Annotated in this window: 15 protein-coding genes; 8 read left to right on the forward strand and 7 right to left on the reverse strand. The window is 73.5% G+C overall.

What is annotated here, in order from left to right:
* Positions 1-58 precede the first annotated feature (58 nt).
* A complete protein-coding gene (locus tag ACYU8I_RS14785; RefSeq protein ID WP_460842195.1) occupies positions 59-1,345 on the forward strand; it encodes an ABC transporter substrate-binding protein in 1,287 nt (428 codons plus the stop codon).
* 184 nt (positions 1,346-1,529) lie between these two features.
* Here ACYU8I_RS14785 and ACYU8I_RS14790 read toward each other — a convergent pair whose 3' ends face one another.
* The 5 genes from ACYU8I_RS14790 to ACYU8I_RS14810 form a co-directional block, all read right to left on the reverse strand.
* Positions 1,530-2,300 carry an ABC transporter ATP-binding protein gene (locus ACYU8I_RS14790; RefSeq protein WP_460842197.1) on the reverse strand — a complete coding sequence of 257 codons (771 nt, stop codon included), beginning with the start codon at positions 2,298-2,300 and terminating at the stop codon, positions 1,530-1,532.
* Positions 2,297-3,229, reverse strand: a complete 933-nt coding sequence (locus ACYU8I_RS14795) for an ABC transporter ATP-binding protein (RefSeq protein WP_460842199.1) — start codon at positions 3,227-3,229, stop codon at positions 2,297-2,299. Before ACYU8I_RS14795 ends, ACYU8I_RS14790 begins: the two co-directional genes overlap by 4 nt.
* Complete coding sequence (locus tag ACYU8I_RS14800) at positions 3,219-4,217, reverse strand: branched-chain amino acid ABC transporter permease (RefSeq protein WP_460842201.1); 999 nt, start codon at positions 4,215-4,217, stop codon at positions 3,219-3,221. Before ACYU8I_RS14800 ends, ACYU8I_RS14795 begins: the two co-directional genes overlap by 11 nt.
* A 13-nt stretch (positions 4,218-4,230) precedes the next feature.
* Complete coding sequence (locus tag ACYU8I_RS14805; protein ID WP_460842203.1) at positions 4,231-5,613, reverse strand: branched-chain amino acid ABC transporter permease; 1,383 nt, start codon at positions 5,611-5,613, stop codon at positions 4,231-4,233.
* Positions 5,614-5,767: 154 nt separating this feature from the next.
* A complete protein-coding gene (locus ACYU8I_RS14810; protein ID WP_460842205.1) occupies positions 5,768-6,562 on the reverse strand; it encodes a DUF554 domain-containing protein in 795 nt (264 codons plus the stop codon).
* Between the two features lie 100 nt (positions 6,563-6,662).
* On the opposite strand from ACYU8I_RS14810, the gene ACYU8I_RS14815 reads away from it, so the two are divergent.
* Positions 6,663-7,229: a GNAT family N-acetyltransferase gene (locus ACYU8I_RS14815; protein WP_460842207.1), complete on the forward strand. Its 567-nt coding sequence runs from the start codon at positions 6,663-6,665 to the stop codon at positions 7,227-7,229.
* 44 nt (positions 7,230-7,273) lie between these two features.
* Complete coding sequence (polA, locus tag ACYU8I_RS14820) at positions 7,274-9,973, forward strand: DNA polymerase I (protein ID WP_460842209.1); 2,700 nt, start codon at positions 7,274-7,276, stop codon at positions 9,971-9,973.
* Positions 9,974-9,977: 4 nt separating this feature from the next.
* Here the strand turns inward: polA and ACYU8I_RS14825 are convergent, their stop codons facing one another.
* Positions 9,978-11,261: a lipopolysaccharide biosynthesis protein gene (locus ACYU8I_RS14825; protein WP_460842211.1), complete on the reverse strand. Its 1,284-nt coding sequence runs from the start codon at positions 11,259-11,261 to the stop codon at positions 9,978-9,980.
* A gap of 29 nt (positions 11,262-11,290) precedes the next feature.
* Here ACYU8I_RS14825 and ACYU8I_RS14830 point away from each other — a divergent pair, with 29 nt between their 5' ends.
* From ACYU8I_RS14830 to ACYU8I_RS14850, 5 genes are all read left to right on the forward strand, one after another.
* Positions 11,291-12,973, forward strand: a complete 1,683-nt coding sequence (locus tag ACYU8I_RS14830; protein ID WP_460842213.1) for a hypothetical protein — start codon at positions 11,291-11,293, stop codon at positions 12,971-12,973.
* Between the two features lie 100 nt (positions 12,974-13,073).
* On the forward strand, positions 13,074-13,232 hold the full coding sequence (locus tag ACYU8I_RS14835) for a hypothetical protein (protein ID WP_460842216.1): 159 nt from the start codon (positions 13,074-13,076) through the stop codon (positions 13,230-13,232).
* 28 nt (positions 13,233-13,260) lie between these two features.
* Entirely contained in the window at positions 13,261-14,445 is a 1,185-nt protein-coding gene (locus tag ACYU8I_RS14840; protein WP_460842218.1) for a glycosyltransferase family 4 protein, read from the forward strand.
* The gene (locus tag ACYU8I_RS14845) at positions 14,442-15,176 is read left to right on the forward strand and encodes a class I SAM-dependent methyltransferase (RefSeq protein ID WP_460842220.1); all 735 of its coding nucleotides are present in this window, start codon (positions 14,442-14,444) and stop codon (positions 15,174-15,176) included. The genes ACYU8I_RS14840 and ACYU8I_RS14845 overlap by 4 nt, the downstream gene beginning before the upstream one ends.
* Positions 15,143-19,288: an alpha-(1->3)-arabinofuranosyltransferase domain-containing protein gene (locus tag ACYU8I_RS14850; protein ID WP_460842223.1), complete on the forward strand. Its 4,146-nt coding sequence runs from the start codon at positions 15,143-15,145 to the stop codon at positions 19,286-19,288. Before ACYU8I_RS14845 ends, ACYU8I_RS14850 begins: the two co-directional genes overlap by 34 nt.
* Here ACYU8I_RS14850 and ACYU8I_RS14855 read toward each other — a convergent pair.
* Positions 19,177-20,424 (reverse strand): acyltransferase family protein, encoded by a 1,248-nt coding sequence (locus ACYU8I_RS14855; RefSeq protein ID WP_460842225.1) that lies wholly within the window; start codon positions 20,422-20,424, stop codon positions 19,177-19,179. The genes ACYU8I_RS14850 and ACYU8I_RS14855 overlap by 112 nt on opposite strands.
* Positions 20,425-20,435 lie beyond the last annotated feature (11 nt).

The raw sequence follows: 20,435 nt of genomic DNA on the forward strand, positions 1-20,435 counted from the left end.
TCCCGCAGAACACTTGCCCGGACGTCGTCCGGACCGACCTAGTGAGCCCGGAGGCCACATGACCCGCACATCCCGTGCCATCCGCCTGGGAGCCCCGCTCGCCACGGCGCTGCTCGTCCTGTCCGCCTGCGGCTCGGGCGGCAGCGGCGACGGTGGCTCCGACAGCCCCGACGCCGGTGCGTCGGAGTCGGCGAGCAGCGACTTCGAGCAGGGTGACGGCACCCTGACCGTCGGATCGCTGCTGCCGCAGACCGGTGACCTCGCCTTCCTCGGCCCGCCGGAGTTCGCCGGCGTCGACCTCGCGATCCAGGACATCAACGAGGCCGGCGGCGTGCTCGGCCAGGACGTCGTGGGCGTCAAGTCCGACTCCGGCGACGGCACCCCCGACATCGCGAGCGCCTCGGTCGACGAGCTCTTCGCCAAGAACGTCGACGTCATCGTCGGCGCCGCGGCCTCGGGCGTCTCGGTCAGCGTCATCGACAAGATCACCGGCAACGGCACCGTCCACTTCTCCCCGGCCAACACCGCGGCGGGCTTCGACACCTACGAGGACAACGGGCTCTACTTCCGCACCGCCCCCTCCGACGCCCTCCAGGGCAAGGTGCTGGCGCAGACCGCGATCGAGGACGGCTTCAGCAACGTCGCGATCATGGCCCGCCAGGACTTCTACGGCGAGGGTCTCGCGAACCAGGCCGAGTCGTCCCTCGAGGAGGGCGGCGCGACCGTCGCCGACAAGGTGCTCTACTCCGCCGACGCGCAGAACTTCACCGCCGAGGTCAACCAGATCGCGGCCACGAGTCCCGACGCGCTGATCCTGGTGGGCTTCGAGGAGACCACCAAGATCGTCCCGCAGCTGATCTCCAAGGGGATCGGTCCCCAGGACATCCAGATCTACTTCGTCGACGGCAACCTCGCGGACTACTCCGACGAGAACTTCGACCTGAGCGGTGTCAAGGGCACGGTGCCCGTCGCGGCCGACCCCGACCCCGGCTTCACCGACCGCCTGCTGGAGATCGACCCCAAGCTCAAGGACTTCAGCTACGGCCCGCAGTCCTACGACGCCGTCATCATCAGCGCGCTGGCGGCCGTCGCGGCTGGCAACGACAACGGCGAGGCCGTCGGCTCGGAGATCATCAACGTCACCAAGGACGGCACCGAGTGCACCGAGTACGGTGAGTGCGCCCAGCTGCTCGAGGACGGCGAGGACATCGACTACCAGGGTGCCTCCGGTCCGACCGACATGAACGACACCGGCAGCCCCGCCGCCGGCACGATCGGCATCAACGAGTACAAGAAGGGCAACACCTACGAGCAGATCGACACGGTCTCCGGCACCACCGACTGAGTCGAGCACCCGCTCGCAGCCCTGCTGAGACGAGCCCCCCGGCCCCACGTGGGCCGGGGGGCTTCGTCGTGCAGAGGCAGCGGCGGCGGGGGCAGCGGCGGCGGGGGCAGCGGTGGTGGGGCCGGGGACGACGAGAGCCCCCGTCCGGGTGGGACGGGGGCTGTCGGCGTCGTGGAGCGGGTGACTACTCCTGGCCGAGCGTGCCGAGGTAGAGCTCGATGACCTTGGGGTCGTTGGCGAGGCCCTGGCCGGTGCCGGTGTAGGCGTTGCGGCCCTGGTCGAGCACGTAGCCGCGGTCGCAGATCTGCAGGCAGCGCTTGGCGTTCTGCTCGACCATGACCACGGAGACGCCGGCGCGGTTGATGTGGCGGGTCTGCACGAAGACCTCGTCCTGCATGACCGGCGACAGGCCGGCGGAGGGCTCGTCGAGCAGCAGCACCGAGGGGTTCATCATCAGCGCGCGGCCCATCGCGACCATCTGCCGCTCACCGCCCGAGAGCGACCCGGCGCGCTGCGCGCGGCGGTCGTGCAGGGCGGGGAACAGGCTGCCGACGAACTCGAAGCGCTCCTTGAACGACGAGGGTCGCTGGTAGGCACCCATCTCGAGGTTCTCCTGGATGGTGAGGGAGGGGAAGACGTTGTTGGTCTGCGGCACGAAGCCGATCCCCTTGGTCACCAGGGCGTCGGCACGCTGGTTGGTGATGTCCTCGCCCTTGAGCGTCACCGAGCCGGTCTTGACCTTGACCAGGCCGAAGAGCGCCTTGAGCAGCGTCGACTTGCCGGCGCCGTTGGGGCCGATGATGCCGACGAGCTCGCCCTCCTTGCAGTAGAGGTCGGCGCCGTTGAGGATGTTGACGCCCGGCAGGTAGCCGGCGATCAGCTCGTCGGCGCGCAGCACGGCGCCCTCGGCGGCCTCGACGTGGGCGCTGCGGTCGACGGCGGGTGCCTCGGTCACGGGGTCTCCTCGGTGTGCTCGGCCTCGATCTCGGCCTGGGCCTCGGCCCGGATGCGGTCCTCGACGTCCTCGCTGAGGTCCTGGTCGTGGTGCGAGCCGAGGTAGGCGTCGATGACGCGCTGGTCGCTCATCACCGCGTCGGGCGGGCCCTCCGCGACGACCTTGCCCTGCGCCATGACGATGACCCAGTCGGAGATGTCGCGGACCATGTCCATGTCGTGCTCGACGAAGAGCACCGAGCGACCCTCGTCGCGCAGCGACTTCACGTGGCCGAGCAGCGACTGCTTGAGCGCAGGGTTCACGCCGGCCATCGGCTCGTCGAGCATGACGAGCTCCGGGTCGGCCATCAGCGCGCGCGCCATCTCGAGCAGCTTGCGCTGGCCGCCGGACAGAGAGCCAGCGAAGTCCTCGCGCTTCTTGTGCAGCAGGAAGCGCTCGAGCAGGTCGTCGGCGCGCTCGGTGTTGGCGGCCTCCTGCCTCGCCCACAGCGGTCGGAACATGGCCGAGAACAGGCCCTCGCCCTTCTGGCCGGTGGCGCCGACGCGCATGTTCTCGATGACGGTCAGGCGCGAGAGCACCTTGGTCAGCTGGAAGGTGCGCACCATGCCGCGCCGGGCGATCTTGTACGCCGCCACCTTGTTGAGGTCGCGGCCGTTGAACGACCAGGTCCCCTCGTTGGGCCGGTCGAAGCCGGTCAGCAGGTTGAAGAAGGTGGTCTTGCCGGCGCCGTTGGGGCCGATCAGGGCGGTGATGACGCCGCGCTGCACCTCGACGTGCTCGACGTCGACGGCGGTGAGGCCGCCGAACTGCCGCTTGATGCCGTGGGCGACGAGGATCGGGTCGGGCTTGGACGCGCCCGGCTCGTGCTCGACGTCCTTGAGCGCCGCGCGCGCGGCCTGGGTGGTGCCGGTACCTGTCTCAGCGGGCATCGATGGCCAGCTCCCTCCGGTCGCCGAAGATTCCCTGGGGTCGGAAGATCATCAGCAGCATCAGTCCCAGGCCGAGGAAGATGAAGCGCATCAGGCTCGCCTGGTTGGGGTCCATGATCGCGTTCGGGATCAAGGGGTCGGTGCCCGACGTCGCCTGGGAGAAGAAGCCGCCCAGCAGGCTGATCAGGAACCAGAAGATGACCGCGCCCGCGACCGGGCCGAGCACCCGGGCCGCACCACCGATGAGGAGCACGGTGTAGGCGAAGAAGGTGACGTCGGTGGCGAAGAACGACGGGCCGACCGCCGCGGAGCGCAGCGCGACGGCGAAGCCTGCGAGCGCACCGAAGACACCACCGATGACGAGCGACTGCATCTTGTAGGCGTAGACGTTCTTGCCGAGCGATCGCACGGCGTCCTCGTCCTCGCGGATCGACTTCAGCACGCGGCCCCACGGGCTGCGCATCAGCAGCCAGACTATGACGCAGCTGACGGCGACCATCAGCCAGCCGACGGTCATCACCCACAGCGTGTAGGCGTCCCAGCGGAACATGCCGGGGATGCCGATGCCGTCGGAGTACGGGTTGGCCTGGCGGAAGCCGCGGATGAAGTCGGTCAGGCCGTCCTGGCCGCCGAAGGTGCCGGAGAACGTCGCCGCGCTCACGGTCTGCCGGATCACCTCGGCCGCCGCGATGGTGACGATGGCGAGGTAGTCGGCTCGCAGCCGCAGCGTCGGGACGCCGAGCAGCAGTGCCAGCAGGACGGCCAGGATGATGCCGACCACGACGCCTGCCCACAGCGAGGTGGAGAAGATCGTGACGGCTCCGGCGACGGAGTAGCCGGCGACCATCATGAAGCCGGCCTGGCCGAAGTTGAGCAGTCCGGTGTAGCCGAAGTGCACGTTGAGGCCGATGGCGGCGAGGCAGTAGATGATCGCCGTCGGCCCGAGGGCTTGCTGGATCGCGCTGCCGAGCAGGCTCAAGAAGTCCATGTGTCTCTCTCCCTCAGCCGATCCGCTGAGCCTTGCCGAGGAGGCCCTGCGGACGGAACAGCAGGACCACGATGAGCACCAGCAGGGCACCGACGAACTTGAACTCCGCCGGGATCACCAGCGTGGTCAGCTCGGTGAAGAGCCCGATGATGAAGGCGCCGAGGATGGCGCCCCAGATGGTGCCGAGACCGCCGAGGACGACCGCGGCGAACACGAGCAGCAGGATCTTGAAGCCGATCTGGTAGTCGAAGCCCTGCGTCAGGCCGAGCAGGGCGCCGGACAGGCCCGCCAGCGCGGCCCCACCGATCCAGACCAGGTTGATGACGCGCTCGACGTTGATGCCGGTCGCGCTCGAGAGCGCCGGGTTGTCGGAGACCGCGCGGGTCGCCTTGCCGACGCGGGTGTAGCGCAGGAACGCCGTCGCGCCCACGAGCGTCAGCATCGCCACCACGAAGACGATCAGCTCCTTGGGCGTCACGAGCACGGGCCCGATCTCCCACGGCGTGACGCTGGCGTACTGCGAGTAGTTGCGGCTCTGCGCGCCGGCGAAGTACTGGTAGAGGTTCCGCAGGAAGATCGACAGACCGATGCTGACGATCATCATGGCGATGACGCCCGTGCCGCGGCTGCGCAGCGGACGCCACAGCGCCGCGTCGTTGAGCCAGCCGAAGGCCCCGGACACCAGGAACGCGACGACCACGGCGACGACCACGGTGATGTTGGCGCCGCCGATCGAGATCTGGCCCGGCAGCCGGTCGACGGCGAAGGCGACCAGGGCCCCGAAGGTGATCAGCTCGCCGTGGGCGAAGTTGGTCAGCCCCGTGGTGCCGAAGATCATCGACAGGCCCAGAGCAGCCATCGCGAGCAGCGCCGAGAAGACGAGGCCGCCGACGGCCAGCTGCAGCGCCCGGACGCCGACGCTGCCCTGGCCGGGCAGCGGGTCACCGATGGGGAAGGTGACGGTCTGGTCCTGGTCGGTCGAGATGCTGACGGTCAGCTCGACCTGCTCGGGGTTGCGGAGCGCGGCGCCGTCGGGCAGCGAGTCCTCGTCGATGGCGACGGTGAACTCCTTGCCGAGGGCGCTGATCGGGTCGCCGGGGATGGCGATGTCGAAGACGCCGGACTCGTCGGTCTCGACCGAGTCGACCTCGGCGCCGCCGACCTCGGTGACGGTGACCGTCACGCCCGGCACGGGGGCGGGCGGGTCCTCGCGGGTGTCGCGCAGGCAGCCCCGGATATGGATGGAGTCGTCGGACTCGTCCTTCTCCGGGTACTGGCAGGCCTGCCCGGCGGCGGCCGCCACCGGCGCCACCGACGCGGGTGTCGCGGGCGACGCGGCGTGCGCGGTCAGGGGGGCGAGCACGGCGAGCGCCGTGACGAGCAGCGCCCCGACCACCCCGAGGAGGTGCCTGAGGGGTCGAGATCGTGGGGAGTGCAATGTTCCTCCGTTCGACACCGAACCGGGGTCTGCCGGTCAGTCCGGTGCTGGACAATACAGAGCGCGACCGCCGTTGCCGCCCGCCCGAGCGCCCCCGTTGCCAGAGCGTTACCTACAGGGCGGAGGTCAACCAGACCAGCAGCGGCGCGACCACCAGCGCGGGCAGCAGGTCGGCTACCTTCACCTGCTTCAGGTCGAGCAGCCGCATCGCGACGCCGACGAGCAGCAGACCGCCCGTGGCGGTCAGGGCCGCGAGGTGGGCGTCGGGGACGACGTCGCCCAGTGCCGCGCCGACCAGTGTGAGCCCGCCCTGCACCACCACCAGGGCGAGCACCGAGGCGGCCACGCCCCAGCCGAACGCCGCGGCGAACGCGATCGAGGCGAAGCCGTCGAGCGCCGACTTCAGCAGCAGCTGCTCGGCGCCGCCGCCGAGGCCCTCCTCGATCGAGCCGAGGATGGTCAGCGGGCCGACGCAGAAGACCAGCGAGGCGACCACGAAGCCCTGCACGAAGCGGGCGCGCGCCGCGTCGGCCCCGGTGCCTGCTGCGGTGTCGGGGGCGGTGTCGGGGGCGATGTCGGGGGCCGGCGCACGGGTGAGGCGGCGCTGGAGGACGACGCCGAGGTGCTCGAGCCGGTCCTCGAGGCGCAGCAGCGAGCCCACGATGCCGCCCAGGAGCACGGCACCGAGAACGACCAGCACCGGGGCGCTGTCACCGACCGCCTCCGCGAGGGCGGGGTCGCCGACGGCCAGCGCCGAGGAGGCGGCGATCAGCAGCGTCACCAGCCCGAGGCCGTCGGTCACGACGGTGCGCGTACGCTCGGGAAGGCGGTCGCCCGCGAGGGCCCCGATCGTGGTGCCCACCAGCACGGTGGCCACGTTGACGACGGTGCCGATCCCCGGGAACAATCGATCTCCTTGATCCTGCAACTACAGCGTTGCGCCCCCCAACTCTCCCTCACCACCGCCCTGACCGTCATGGCGGCCCGTCACCGCCGAGGAGGCCCCGGTGCGCCAGGCGCCTTCCGTGCGTGAGGCCGAGCCCGACGACGCGACCGCCCTGCTGCTGCTCTGGTCGAGCGTGGCCCCGGCGACCGAGACGGGGGAGCAGGCAGTGGTCGACGCGGCCCGGGCGCTGGCCAACCTCGCCGCCAACCCCGACGAGCGCCTGCTCGTCGCGGAGGAGGGTGAGGAGATCGTCGCCGCCCTGCACCTCCAGCGCGGCACCATCTCCCCGCTGTCGCTCGAGACCGCGGTGCACACCAGCTACCTGCTGGTGCGGCCCGACTGCCGGCGCCACGGCCACGCCCACGCCCTGATGGAGGCGGCGGTCTCGTGGGCGGAGGAGAAGGATGTCGCCCAGGTCACGGCCTTCACCGACGGCAGCCGCGAGAACAACCGGTTCCTGGCACGCCTGGGCCTGGCCACGGTGGCCACCGTGCGGCTGTCGAGCACGGGCGGGCTGCGCAAGAAGCTCGCCAGCGACCGGGCCGGCGCCGCCCGTCCCGGCAACCGCCACCTGGTCGAGGTGCTGGCCGCCCGGCGCAGCGCGCGCCGACGGCAGGGCAGCGCCTGACACGCGCGCGGAGGGCTGTCGCAACCCGGCGTTAGGGTCGCCACGTGGTCCCCCCAGCACCCGCCTCCTCGTCCTCTGCCGAGCGTCCGCGCCTGCTCCTGCTCGACGGCCACTCGCTGGCCTACCGCGCGTTCTTCGCGCTGCCGGTGGAGAACTTCTCGACCGCCTCGGGACAGCACACCAACGCGGTCTACGGCTTCACCTCGATGCTGGTCAACGTGCTGCGCGACGAGCAGCCGACGCACGTCGTCGTGGCCTTCGACCGCTCGCGGCAGACCTTCCGGCTCGAGGAGTACGCCGACTACAAGGCCAAGCGCAACAAGACGCCCGACGAGTTCAGCAGCCAGCTCTCCATCCTGCGCCAGCTGCTCGACACCTTCGCGATCCGCCACCTCAGCCACGCGGGCTACGAGGCCGACGACATCATCGCGACCCTCACCACCGAGGCCCTCGACGACGGCTTCGAGGTGCTGATCCTCACCGGCGACCGCGACTCGCTGCAGCTGGTCACCCCCGACTCCACGGTGCTCTACCCGATGCGGGGCGTCTCCGAGCTCGCCCGCATGACCCCCGAGGCGGTCGAGACCAAGTACGGCGTCCCGCCGCACCGCTACCCCGAGCTCGCCGCGCTCGTCGGCGAGGACGCCGACAACCTCCCGGGGATCCCGGGCGTCGGCCCCAAGACCGCCGCCAAGTGGATCGACACCTACGACGGTCTCGACAACCTGCTCGCCCGCGCCGAGGAGGTCAAGGGCAAGGCCGGCGACAACCTGCGGGCGCACCTCGACGACGTCATGCGCAACCGTCGCCTCAACGCCCTGGTCCGCGACCTCTCCCTCGAGCTCGGCACCGACGACCTCGGCCGTCAGGAGTGGGACCGGCAGGCGGCCCTCGCGCTGCTCGACGAGCTGGAGTTCCGCGGCGAGCTGCGCACCCGCATCCTCGACACGCTGGCACCCGAGCAGGAGCCGGTCGCCGAGGAGGGCTTCGAGCTGGTCGGCCGCACCGTGCCGGCGGGCGAGGTGGCAGGCTTCCTCGAGGGTCTCGACCGCGAGCCGGTGGGCCTGCACGTCCGGGGTGCGTGGGGCGCCGGCACGGGCCGGGTCGACGGTCTGGCGCTCGCCCTGCCCGGCGGCGAGGCGGCGTACGTCGACCTCGCGGGGCTGACCCCCGACGACGACGCCGCGCTGGGGGCGTGGCTCGCCGACGTCGAGCGGCCCAAGGTGCTGCACGACGCCAACGGCGCGCTGCTCGCGATGGGCGGCCAGGGCCTGGTGCTCCGCGGCCTGGCGACCGACACCGCGCTCATGGCCTACCTCGTGGCGCCCGACCAGCGCGCCTACGCCCTGGCCGACCTGACGCTGCGCTACCTCAAGCGCGAGCTGCGCCAGGAGTCGACCGAGCAGCAAGACGCGTTGTTCGAGACCGGCGACGAGGTCGCCGAGACCGCCATGCTCCATGCCCGCGCGACGCTCGACCTGGCCGAGGTGCTGCGCGAGGAGCTCGACGCCCGCGGGGGGTCGACGCTGCTCGCCGACATCGAGCTGCCGCTGGTCGAGGTGCTCGTCGACCTCGAGCGGGTCGGCATCGCGGTCGACGCCGACTTCCTCGCCGGTCTCGAGTCCGACTTCGGCGACGGGGTCCGCGAGGCCGCCGAGGCGGCGTACGAGGTGATCGGGCGCGAGATCAACCTGGGCTCGCCCAAGCAGCTGCAGGTGGTGCTCTTCGACGAGCTCGCCATGCCGAAGACCAAGCGCACCAAGACCGGCTGGACGACCGACGCCGACGCGCTGGCCACGCTCTACGAGAAGACCGAGCACCCGTTCCTGCAGCACCTGCTGCGCCACCGTGACGTGATCCGGCTGCGCCAGACCGTCGAGGGCCTGCTCAAGACCGTGGCGGGCGACGGCCGCATCCACACCACCTACAACCAGACCATCGCCGCGACCGGCCGGCTGTCGTCGACCGACCCCAACCTGCAGAACATCCCCGTGCGCACCGAGGCGGGGCGACGCATCCGCGAGGGCTTCGTGGTGGGGGAGGGCTACGAGTCGCTGCTGACCGCCGACTACTCGCAGATCGAGATGCGGATCATGGCGCACCTGTCCGAGGACGCCGGCATCATCGAGGCCTTCCGCTCCGGGCACGACTTCCACTCGGTCACCGCCGCCCGGGTCTTCGACACCGAGCCCGACGCGGTCACTGGCGAGATGCGCGCCAAGATCAAGGCGATGAACTACGGCCTCGCCTACGGGTTGTCGGCCTTCGGCCTCTCCCAGCAGCTGCGCATCGACACCTCCGAGGCCCGCGGGCTGATGGACGAGTACTTCGAGACCTTCGGCGGGGTGCGCGACTACCTCGCCGGCGTGGTCGACGAGGCGCGCCGCTCCGGGTTCACCGAGACCATCTTCGGCCGGCGCCGCTACCTGCCCGACCTCACCAGCGACAACCGGCAGCGGCGCGAGACCGCCGAGCGCATGGCGCTCAACGCCCCGATCCAGGGCTCGGCCGCCGACATCATCAAGGTCGCGATGCTGCGGGTGCACGAGGCGCTGCAGGCCGAGGGCCTGCGCTCACGCACGCTGCTGCAGGTGCACGACGAGCTCGTGCTCGAGGTCGCGCCGGGCGAGCGCGAGCCGCTCGAGGCGCTGGTGCGGGCGCAGATGGCCTCGGCGGCCGAGCTGACCGTGCCGCTCGACGTCTCGGTCGGCTTCGGCCGGTCGTGGCACGAGGCCGCCCACTAGCGCGCTACGGGCGCCGGGCGGGCTCGGCCTGCGGCTCGACGACCTCGGCGGTCGTCTCGGTGTCGCGTCGCAGACCGGCGACCAGCAGCACCGCCAGCACCACGGAGTCGACGGCCAGCACGACCAGGGCGAGGTCGGTCGCGTCGCCGACCCCGCGGGAGAGCGCGACGACGGCCACCAGCCCGGCCCACACGGCGTACACCGCTCTGCGTGCCTGGCGTGCCACGACTCCGTAGACGAGCAGCTGCAGCATCGCGAGCACGGTGCCGAGGATGGCGAAGAGCCACAGGCGGTCCTGGATCTCGACGTACTGCGGACCGCCGACGAAGACGAGCGCGACCCGGCTCAGCAGCCACGACGCCAGCACGCTGCCCGCGCCCAGCACCAGGATCAGGGCGAGGCTGCGCAGCAGGGCCCCGCGGCGCTCCTCGTCCTCCGACATGGTCGGGAACGCCACGATGACGACGAACTGCGGCAGGAACAGCACCGCCTTGACCAGGATCAGCCCACCGGCGTAGAGGCCGGCGTCGTGGGCGTCGAGCACGTCGCGCGCCACGATGATGTCGGCGTTCGACAGCGCCAGGAACGCCAGCAGCGCGTGGGAGTTGCGGAAGGTCTCGCGCAGCACCTGGCCCGCGGAGTGGTCTCCCGTCGAGGTCGGGACGCGGCGGTGCGCGGAGCGGCGCAGCGCCCACCACCCGACCAGCACGGGGGCCCAGAAGGCGACCGCGACGCCGAGGGTGGCCATCGACTCCGACGGCTCCACCAGCAGCAGCAGGGTGCCGATCACGAGCCGGGGCAGCCCGGCCGCGACGTAGAGCAGCGCGAGGGAGGTCCAGCGTCGCTCGCCCTGCAGGATGCCGGCCTGCCCGCCCATCAGGGTCATCGGGAACGCCGTCACCGCGACGAGCAGCGCGGTGGGCAGGCTGCCGAGCCGCAGCAGCCCGTCGATCAGCGGCGAGAACGCCAGGCACACCACGGTGAGCACCGCCGAGGCCCCCACCGAGACCCGGACGACGCTGCGCTCGACGGCGGCCACCGAGCCCGGCTCGGCCGCGACCCGGCGGGCGCCGGTGGTCTGGAGGCCGAGCTGCAGGACGCTCAGCACGAGCAACAGGCCCATGACCGCGGCGAAGGCCCCGTACGGGCCCGGGCCCAGCAGCCGGGCGGCCACCATGGTGTAGCCGTAGGTGGAGACGTTCATGACCACCAGGGCCACGGCCATCACGGTGCCCGTCGCGTACCACGGGGCGCGGGCCCCTGCGGTCGTGCTGTCGGACCTCGTCACACCCGGAGCCTACGGGCACCATGTCTCCCGTGCTGTCGGAGCGGGGACGTGAGGTCGTGGTCGGCGCCTGGGTCCTGCTGCTCTGCGCGCTGCTCCTCGGACCAGCGCTCGCACCGGGCTTCCTGCTGACCTTCGACATGGTCTGGGTGCCCGACCTGGCCCTGACCCGCGACGCGGTGGGGGTCGGCAGCGCGCTGCCCCGGGCCGTGCCGTCCGACGCCGTCGTCGCGGTGATCGACCAGGTCGTCCCGGGCTCGCTGCTGCAGAAGGTCGTGCTCCTCGGCGCGCTGGTCGGGGGCGGCGTCGGCGTGGCCCGGCTGCTCCGGCCCGAGCTGCTCCTGGCCCGCCTCGTCGCCGCCGCGGCGTACGTCTGGAACCCGCTCGTGGTCGAGCGCCTCGTGATGGGCCACTGGCCGCTGCTGGTCGCGCTGGGGGTCGCCCCGTGGCTGTGGGTCTGCCTGCGCTCCTGGCGCTCCGGTCCGCCGCCCGCGGCACTGTGGTGGCTCGTGCCGCTGGGCAGCCTCGCGGCGAGCTCGGGGCTGACCACGGCACTGCTCGTGGCCGCCGCGACGCCGTGGCGGCGAGCCCGGGCCGTCGGCCTGCTGCTCCTGGTGGGCAACCTGCCGTGGATCGTCACCGGGCTGCTACATGCCGGCAGCGCCACGACCGACCCAGCGGCCGCGGCTCGGTTCGCGCTCGCCGAGGAGGGTGTCGTCCCCGGGCCGGTCGCGGCGCTGACCCTGGGTGGGATCTGGAACTCCGAGGTGGTGCCGGGGTCCCGTGAGGGCGCGCTGGCCTGGCTGGTCCCGGTCGTGGTGCTCCCGCTCGCCGTGGTGGGGCTCCGGTCCCTCGCGGCGGAGCTCGACCGGCGCACGTGGTGGGCCCTGGTCGGGTGCTGGGCGGTCGGGTGGGTGGGCGCGACCCTGACCTGGGCGGCCCCGAGCGTCACGGCGACCGTCGCCTCCGCCGTCCCGGGCGGCGGCGTGCTGCGCGACGGCGGCCGGCTGCTGGTGCTGTGCGCCCCGCTGCTGGCGCTCGCGCTCGGGCGCGGCGCCCAGGCCGTCGTCCTCGCGCTGCCCTCGGCGGCGCGGGTCGGCGCCGGGCTCGGCCTGCTCGCGCTCCCGGTCGCCCTGCTGCCGGGGGTGGCCTGGGGTGCGGGCGCGGGCCTGCGGGCGGTGTCCTACCCCGCGGACCACGAGGCCGCCCGGGCCGTGGTGGCCGACGTGGAGCGGCGGGGCGACACCGTCCTGCTCCCGTTCACGTCCTACCGTGCGCCGAGCTGGAACGGAGGTCGTAAGGTCCTGGACCCCACCGGTCGCTACCTCGGGGTCGACGTCGTCCAGGACGACGTCCTGGCGATCGACGGCGAGCCGCTGGCGGGGGAGGACCCGCGGGCCGCGACGGTGCGGGCCGCCCTCGAGGACGCCGCCGACCCGGTCTCCCGCCGTGCGGCCCTCGAGCGGCTGGGCATCGGGGTCGCGGTGACCGACCTCGGCGCGGGCGCGCCACCGGACGTCGAGGGGACGGTCCTGCTCGACGGCGACACGCTGCTGGTGCAGCGTCTGCCCGGTGCCGTCGCGCCTCCCGGACCGCCGCGGTGGTGGTGGCCGCCCGTCCTGGTGGCCTGGGCGGCGTACGCCGCCGGGCTCGCGGTGCCGCTGGCGCGGGCGGCCAGACGCGGGTGGCGCAGGCACCTCGGGCACGAGGTCTAGACAGCGGTGGAGGTCGGGAAAGGATCGGCCGCGCCGGATGCGGCGCGTGCTCGTACCCGGTGGTAACGTCCCCGGCTGAGTCCCAGGGAGGGAAATCACCGTGTTCACGTCAGTCCTCACCACTGTCGGCAGTGTCATCGCAGGTGGCGCGATCGCCGCCGTCGGCGTCGTCGGTCTCGTCAACAGCCAGACGTCCGCGCCCGAGCAGTCGCCGACCAACGTCGACCAGCCCGTCGTCGTCGACTACGGCTCCAACTGACGCACGGGGCCCCCGCCCCGGCCTCGTCATGAGCCCGTCGTCCACGGCGCCGCTCGACCACTCCCGTCACGACCTCGACGGCACCCAGGTGGTCTTCCTCAGCTGGCGTGACACCCGCAACCCCGAGGGTGGGGGAGCCGAGCGCTACCTCGAGCAGGTCGCCCGTGGGCTGGCCGCCCGCGGGGTCCGCGTGACCGTGTTCTGCGCCGCCCACGAGCAGGCGCCGGGCGACGAGGTCGTCGACGGCGTCCGCTTCGTGCGCCGCGGCAGCAAGACCAGCGTCTACGCCGCCGGGGTGCGCGCCCTGCGTCGTGGTGAGCTCGGCGAGCCGGACCTCGTCGTCGACGTCCAGAACGGCATGCCGTTCTTCTCGCGGCTCGGCACCCGCGCGCCGGTGACGGTGCTCGTGCACCACGTGCACCGCGAGCAGTGGCCCGTCGTCTACCCCGGCCTGGTCGGTCGCGTCGGCTGGTGGCTCGAGCGGCGGGTCGCCCCACGCTTCTACCGCCGCAGCCAGTACGTCGCCGTGTCGCGGGCGACCCGCCACGAGCTCACCCGGCTCGGCGTCGACCACCACCGGGTCGCCGTCGTGCACAACGGCACCGACCCGGCCCTGCCGGTGGCGACCGCCCGCTCGTCCAGCCCGACGCTGGTGACCGTGGGCAGGCTCGTGCCGCACAAGCAGGTCGAGCACGCGATCGACACCGCCGTCGCGCTGCGACCGCGCCACCCGGGCCTCCGCCTGCACGTGGTCGGCGGCGGCTGGTGGGAGGAGCAGCTGCGCGAGCACGCCTCCCGGGTCGACCCCGCGGGCGACGTCGTCGTCTTCGAGGGCGAGGTCGACGAGCAGCGCAAGCACGAGCTCTACGCCCAGGCGTGGCTGCAGCTGCTGCCGTCGCTCAAGGAGGGGTGGGGCCTGGTCGTCGGCGAGGCCGGCATGCACGCCACCCCCACCGTCGCCTACACCTCGGCGGGCGGCACCCGCGAGTCGGTCGAGCACGACGTCTCCGGGCTGCTGGTCGACGACCAGGACGAGCTCACCGCCGCGGTCGACGGCCTGCTGGGCGACCCCGAGCGGCTCGAGAAGCTGTCCGACGGTGCGGTGCGGGTCAGCCACACCTTCACCTGGGAGCACACCCAGGAGTCCTTCGCCCGGGTGCTGGGCGAGACGCTCGCCGGCCGCTACGTCGCGGAGCAGGACCCCGCGCTGTGACCCGGGTCCGGACCCGGGCGACGCTGCGTCGCTCGGTCCACCTCCTCACCGAGTTCCGGCACGAGCAGGACGACCCGGCGCGCTTCTACGGCGCGCTCGCCCGCGACTCCGCCGACCAGCTCGCCGGGGTCGTCGACCTCGACGGGGCGCTGATGCTCGACGTGGGCGGCGGCCCGGGCTACTTCCGCGACGCCTTCACCGCGCGGGGGGCGTCGTACGTCGCCCTCGACGCGGACGCCGGTGAGCTGGCGGGCCAGGGCGACATCCACCGGGGCACCGTCGTCGGCAGCGGGATGCAGCTGCCCTTCCGCGACGACGTGGTCGACGTCTGCTACTCCAGCAACGTGCTCGAGCACGTGCCCGACCCGTGGCGGATGGCCGAGGAGATGGTCCGGGTGACCCGACCGGGCGGCACCGTCTTCCTCAGCTGGACCGTCTGGTGGGGCCCGCACGGGGGCCACGAGACCGCGCCCTGGCACTACCTCGGGGGCCGCCGGGCCCGCCGTCGCTACCGCCGCCGGCACGGCCACGAGCCCAAGAACCGCTTCGGCGAGAGCCTGTTCCGCGTCACCGTGCGCGACGGGCTGCGCTGGGCGCGCACGCAGCAGGGCGCCGACGTCGTCGCCGTGCTGCCGCGCTACCACCCCTGGTGGGCCTGGTGGGTGGTGCGGGTGCCGGTGCTGCGCGAGGTGGTGACGTGGAACCTCGTCCTGGTGCTGCGACGACGCTGACCACGCCCGAGGACTCCCCGCGCCGGATCACGGCGTGGCGCCTCGTGGCGGCCTGCGGGCTACTCGTGGGGCTCGCCTTCGTGCAGGACGCGGGACTCGTGGTCCCCGACACCAAGCTCGACCTCGTCCTCGACCCCGGGCGCTTCCTCGAGCGGGCGCTCCACCTCTGGGACCCGGCGAGCGCCCTCGGGCAGCTGCAGAACCAGGCCTACGGCTACCTGTGGCCGATGGGCCCGTTCTTCTGGTTCGGCGACCTGGTCGGGGCCCCTGGGTGGGCGGTCCAGCGCGGCTGGTGGGCGCTGGTGCTCTGCACCGCGTTCCTCGGAGCTGCCCTGGTGACGCGGGCCCTCGGGGTCCGCTCCGACGTGGCGGTCGTGGCCGCCGGGCTGGCCTACGCGCTGTCGCCCCGCCTGCTGACGGTGCTCGGGCCCATCTCGATCGAGGGCTGGCCCAGCGCCCTGGCGCCCTGGGTGCTGCTCCCGCTCGTCGTGGGCTCGACCCGCGGTGATCCCCGTCGCGCGGCCGCCCTGTCGGGCCTCGCCGTCGCCATGGTCGGCGGGGTCAACGCGGCGGCCACCGCGGCGGTGCTGCCCCTGGGGGTGCTGTGGTTGCTCACGCGCGAGCGTGGTCCCCGGCGCACCGCGCTGATGGTGTGGTGGCCCGTCTTCACCGCCCTCGGCACGTTGTGGTGGCTGGTGCCGCTGTTCACCCTCGGGGCCTACAGCCCGCCCTTCCTCGACTTCATCGAGAGCGCGTCGATCACGACCTTCCCGACGACCGTCTTCGACGCCCTGCGGGGCACCTCCAACTGGGTCCCGTACGTCAGCGGCTCCTCACGGGCGGGCAACGACCTGCTCGTCCAGGGCAGCCTCGCCGTGATGAGCGCCGTGGTGGTGGCGCTGGGCCTGGTCGGCCTGCTCGACCGGCGCCAGCCGCACCGGTGGTTCCTCGGTCTCGGCCTGCTGGCGGGGCTGCTGCTCGTCACCATGGGACACCTCGGCTCGGTGCAGGGTCTGCTGGCCCAACCGTTGCACGCGGCGCTCGACGGTGCCCTCGCCCCGCTGCGCAACGTGCACAAGTTCGACCCGGTCGTGCGCCTGCCCCTGGTGGTGGGTCTCGGGTGGGCGGTGCAGCGGCTGCTCTCGGCCCGGTCGCGCGACGGCGCTGTCGTGCTGGCGACGGGCGCCCTCGCCCTGGCGCTCGCGGTGTCCCCCGCGCTGGTGGGTCGCCTCGCGCCGGGCGGCGCGTTCGCGGAGGTGCCCGGGTACTGGAGCGAGGCAGCCGCCTGGCTGGCGCAGGAGGGTGGCGAGCCGGACACGACGCTGCTGCTGCCCGGCACCGCGTTCGGCGACTACCTGTGGGGTCGTCCGCAGGACGAGCCGATGCAGTCCCTGGCGCGCTCCGACTGGGCGGTGCGCAACCAGATCCCCCTGACACCTCCGGGGGGGATCCGCGCCCTCGACCGGGTCGAGGGCGCGATCGCGCGGGGCGAGGGGTCGGCCTCGCTCACGGCAGCCCTGCACCGACTCGGCGTGGACCGGCTGCTCGTGCGCAACGACGTCCGCCCGGACCCCGACGTGCCCGAGCCGGCGCTGGTCAGGCAGGCGCTGCTGGGCTCCCCGGGCATCCGGCTCGAGCGCTCGTTCGGACCCGAGGTCGGGGGGGCGGCGTACCTCTACGACGGAGGCACGCGGGTGCTGGTCGACGGTGGGCGGCGCGAGCAGCGTCGGGCCCTCGAGGTGTGGCGCGTCGACCCGGTGGGCCCGGCCGCCCAGGCGGACGTCGCCACGACCGGACGACCCGCGGTCGTCGTCGGTGGCCCGGAGGACGTGATGGACCTCGAGGAGCTCCGCGTCGTGCCGCCTGGTGCCGGCACCGTGCTGGCGCCCGACGTGCCCGGGCGAGACCTGGAGGGGGCCTGGGACGGCCTGCTCGCCGACGCCCCGCTCGTCCTGACCGACGGGCTGCGAGCGCGCGAGCGTGACTTCGCCCGGGTCCACGACGGCTACGGGCCCGTGCGCGTCCCGGGAGAAGCACGCCGTACGAGCAACCCGACGGCCGACTACCTCCTGCCGTCGCAGGTGCCGTGGACGACGCGGGCCCGGCTCACCGGCGTCGCCGCGGTCGAGGCGTCGTCGAGCGCGTCGGACCCGACCGCCCTCGGGGGCGCCGACCGGGGCCGGTTGCCCTTCGCCGCCGTCGACGGTGACGCCGGCACCCAGTGGAGCGCCGACCGGGGGTCGACGCAGGCCGACCGGTGGACCGTCAGGCTGACGTCGCCGCGAGAGCTGGGCAGCGTCTCGCTGACCGCCGGCAGCGCGGCGGCGGCGCGCCAGCGCGTCCGGGTCAGCACGCCGACGTGGACGAGCGACCCGGTCGCCCTCGGTCCGGGACGCACCGCGGTCGTGCCCGTCGGCGGTCGCGCGGCCTCCGAGGTCACGGTCAGCCTGGTCGGCAGCCTCGGGACCCTCGCGCTCGGCGAGGTGGAGCTGCCCGGCGTGCAGGCGGGGAGGCGGCTCGACCTGCCGCGACTGCCCGCCGAGTGGGGTGACCCCGACGTCGTCGTGCTGCGCTCCGACCTGGACACCCGTCGCGGCTGCGTCGAGGTCGGCACGGCCGTGCGCTGCTCCCCGACCCTCGTGCGCGACGGCGAGGAGGCCGCCGGGACCGTTCGGCGGCTGGTGCTGCGGGAGGGCGGGGAGCACCGGGCTGACCTGCGGGTCCGTCCGCGTCCGGGGCCCGGTCTGACCGCCCTGCTCGTCGGTGCGCAGCCGGTCAACGCGCTGGCGTCGTCGGTCGGCGTGCCCGATCCGCGGGCGTCCGCGCTGGCCGCCGTCGACGGCGACCCGGGCTCGGCCTGGCTCGCGTCGTCCGAGGACCTCCGCCCGACGCTCCGGCTGTCGTGGCTGCGTCCCCAGGACGTCACCGGGGTGCGGCTCGTGGTGCCCGACGCCACGCCCGTCGCCCGCCCGAGCGAGGTGGTGGTCCGGTGGGACGGCGGCGAGGCCGCCGTCACGCTGGACGGCGACGGCGCCGCGGAGCTGCCCGCCTTCAGCAGCACCTACGTCGAGGTCGAGGTGACCTCCTCCGAGCCCGCGGTCGACCTCGCCGGCCAGGCCGGTGCCGACCTGCCCGTCGGGATCGCGGAGCTGTCGGTCGAGGGTGCTGCGTCGTTGCCGTTGGTGCCGTCCACGCGGGTCCGGACGCGACCCTGCGGCACCGGGCCCACGGTGGAGCTGCAGGGCGTCGCGCTGCAGAGCTCCGTGACGGCCTCCGACGCGCAGCTGCTGGCCGGTGACGCGGTCGACGCCGACCTGTGCGACCCCGAGGACGTCACCTCCGTGGACCTCGAGGGGGGCGTGGTCGACGTCGTCGCCCGCCCCTCCGAGGCCTTCGACCTCGACAGCCTGGTGCTCACGCGGTCCGCCGGCACGGAGGCCCAGGGCGTCGTCCGCGCGACGCTGGACCGCCGGGGCCCGTCCGACGCCACGGTCGCGATGCCGGGGGCCGGACTGCTGGCGCTGCCCCACAACGCGAACCCGGGCTGGACCGCCCGGACCCCCGACGGGAGCGCTCCGGCAGCCGTCGTCGACGGGTGGCGGCAGGGATTCGTGCTCGGCTCCGGCCGTGACGTGCAGCTCCGGTTCGCCCCCGACACGGTCTACCGCTGGGGTCTCGGCGCCGGGCTCCTGCTCCTGGCGGCGACAGCGGGGCTGGCGCTGTGGCCCGGCCGGCGGGCCCGCCACCGCCGCGACCTCGCCGCGGTGGCGTCGGCCGGTCCGTCGTACCTGCTCGCGGGAGCGACCGCCGTCGCCGCCGGGCTCCTGGTCGCCGGGTGGCCGGGGCTGGCGCTCGCGGTGCCGGTCGCGCTGGTCGCCCGCCGCCTGCCGCAGGCCGGGGCGTACGGCGTCGCGGGGACCGTGCTCGTCGCCGGCGCCGCCTACCTGGTCCGGCCCTGGACCGACCCCGCCGGCTGGGCGGGTGAGCTGGCCTGGCCGGCCTACCTCGCGCTGGCGCCGGTGCTCGTGGCGCTGGCCCTCGCGGGGGAGCGATCCACCCGGCGCCCGGGCCAGCCGCGCAACCGCATGGCCGGAAGCTCGACCAGGCGGTAGGAGAGCTCGGCCGCGACGAGGCTCACCACGACGGTGGCGAGCCAGATCTGGGGCAGCCGACCCTCGAAGAGGCTCCAGCCGGTCACCCACATCACGCCGTGCAGGACCGGCAGGTGCAGGCAGAAGACGCCGAAGGAGATGACCCCGAGGTGCCGGCACCAGGGGTGCTGCAGGACGGCGTGGTAACGCCCGGCCGGGTCGGTGGACAGCGCGCTGAGCACGACGAGGCCGCCGACGACCGCGTAGGCCACGTGCTTGACCAGCGTCTCGCCGGCCGTCGGCAGCACGAGCAGGGTGGGGCCCGCGAGTGGCGTGGCCGAGACCAGCAGCGCGCCGCCGGCCAGCGCCCAGCACACCCCGGGTTGGCGTCCGAGGGCCAGCACGGCCACGCTCACGCGACCGGCGCGGCCCGACGTGTGCAGCACGTGCACGAGCGCGAGGGCGAGGCCGACCGCGAACCAGCTGAGGTAGCCGGGCAGCCACTGACCGGGCAGGCCAGGGAGGTCGGCGTCCGTCGCCGGCACGACGAGGTGCCAGGCGACCGAGACGGCGACCATGACGCCGAGGACCACGGCGCACCGCCCGGTCCGGAGACCCCCCGGCCCCCGTGCGGACCGGCCACGCCCGACCGCGAGCAGCATGACGAGCGGGAGCAGCAGGTAGAAGGCCACCTCGACCGAGAGGCTCCACATCTGCGTGAGCCCGGCGGGGAGCGCGTCGGCCACGTAGGTGTCGAGCATGAGCAGCGTCGTCAGCCACTTCAGCGGCCCCCGAGAGGGGTCCTGGGTGACGAAGGTCAGGGCCAGCACCACGGTCACGACGTACAGAGGCACGATGCGCAGCACGCGGTGCCACAGGTAGCGGCCCGTCGCCGGGCGGGGTCCGCCGCGCTGGGCCGCCGCGAACCAGGGCCGGGAGAGCAGGAACCCCGACAGCACGAAGAAGATGGCCACGCCCACGTCGAGGCGGGCCAGGACGACCCCCCACACCCCCTGGGCGGTGTACGACCCCGCCCAGAAGGCGACGTGGGTCGTCAGCACGGCCAGCGCCCCGACCCCGCGCACGGTGTCGAGCCCGGGCAGGTAGGCAGGGCGAGGCGCTCGGGACGCCTCGGCGGTGGCGGGTGGACTGCTCATGGCACCGGCCA

The sequence above is a fragment of the Nocardioides marmoraquaticus genome, assembly GCF_054777915.1.

Bases quoted from the DNA above. Each gene is read 5' to 3' on its own strand.
- ACYU8I_RS14785 (WP_460842195.1), top strand. From the start codon at position 59: ATGACCCGCACATCCCGTGCCATCCGCCTGGGAGCCCCGCTCGCCACG.
- ACYU8I_RS14795 (WP_460842199.1), bottom strand. From the start codon at position 3,229: ATGCCCGCTGAGACAGGTACCGGCACCACCCAGGCCGCGCGCGCGGCG.
- ACYU8I_RS14800 (WP_460842201.1), bottom strand. From the start codon at position 4,217: ATGGACTTCTTGAGCCTGCTCGGCAGCGCGATCCAGCAAGCCCTCGGG.
- ACYU8I_RS14840 (WP_460842218.1), top strand. From the start codon at position 13,261: ATGAGCCCGTCGTCCACGGCGCCGCTCGACCACTCCCGTCACGACCTC.
- ACYU8I_RS14855 (WP_460842225.1), bottom strand. From the start codon at position 20,424: ATGAGCAGTCCACCCGCCACCGCCGAGGCGTCCCGAGCGCCTCGCCCT.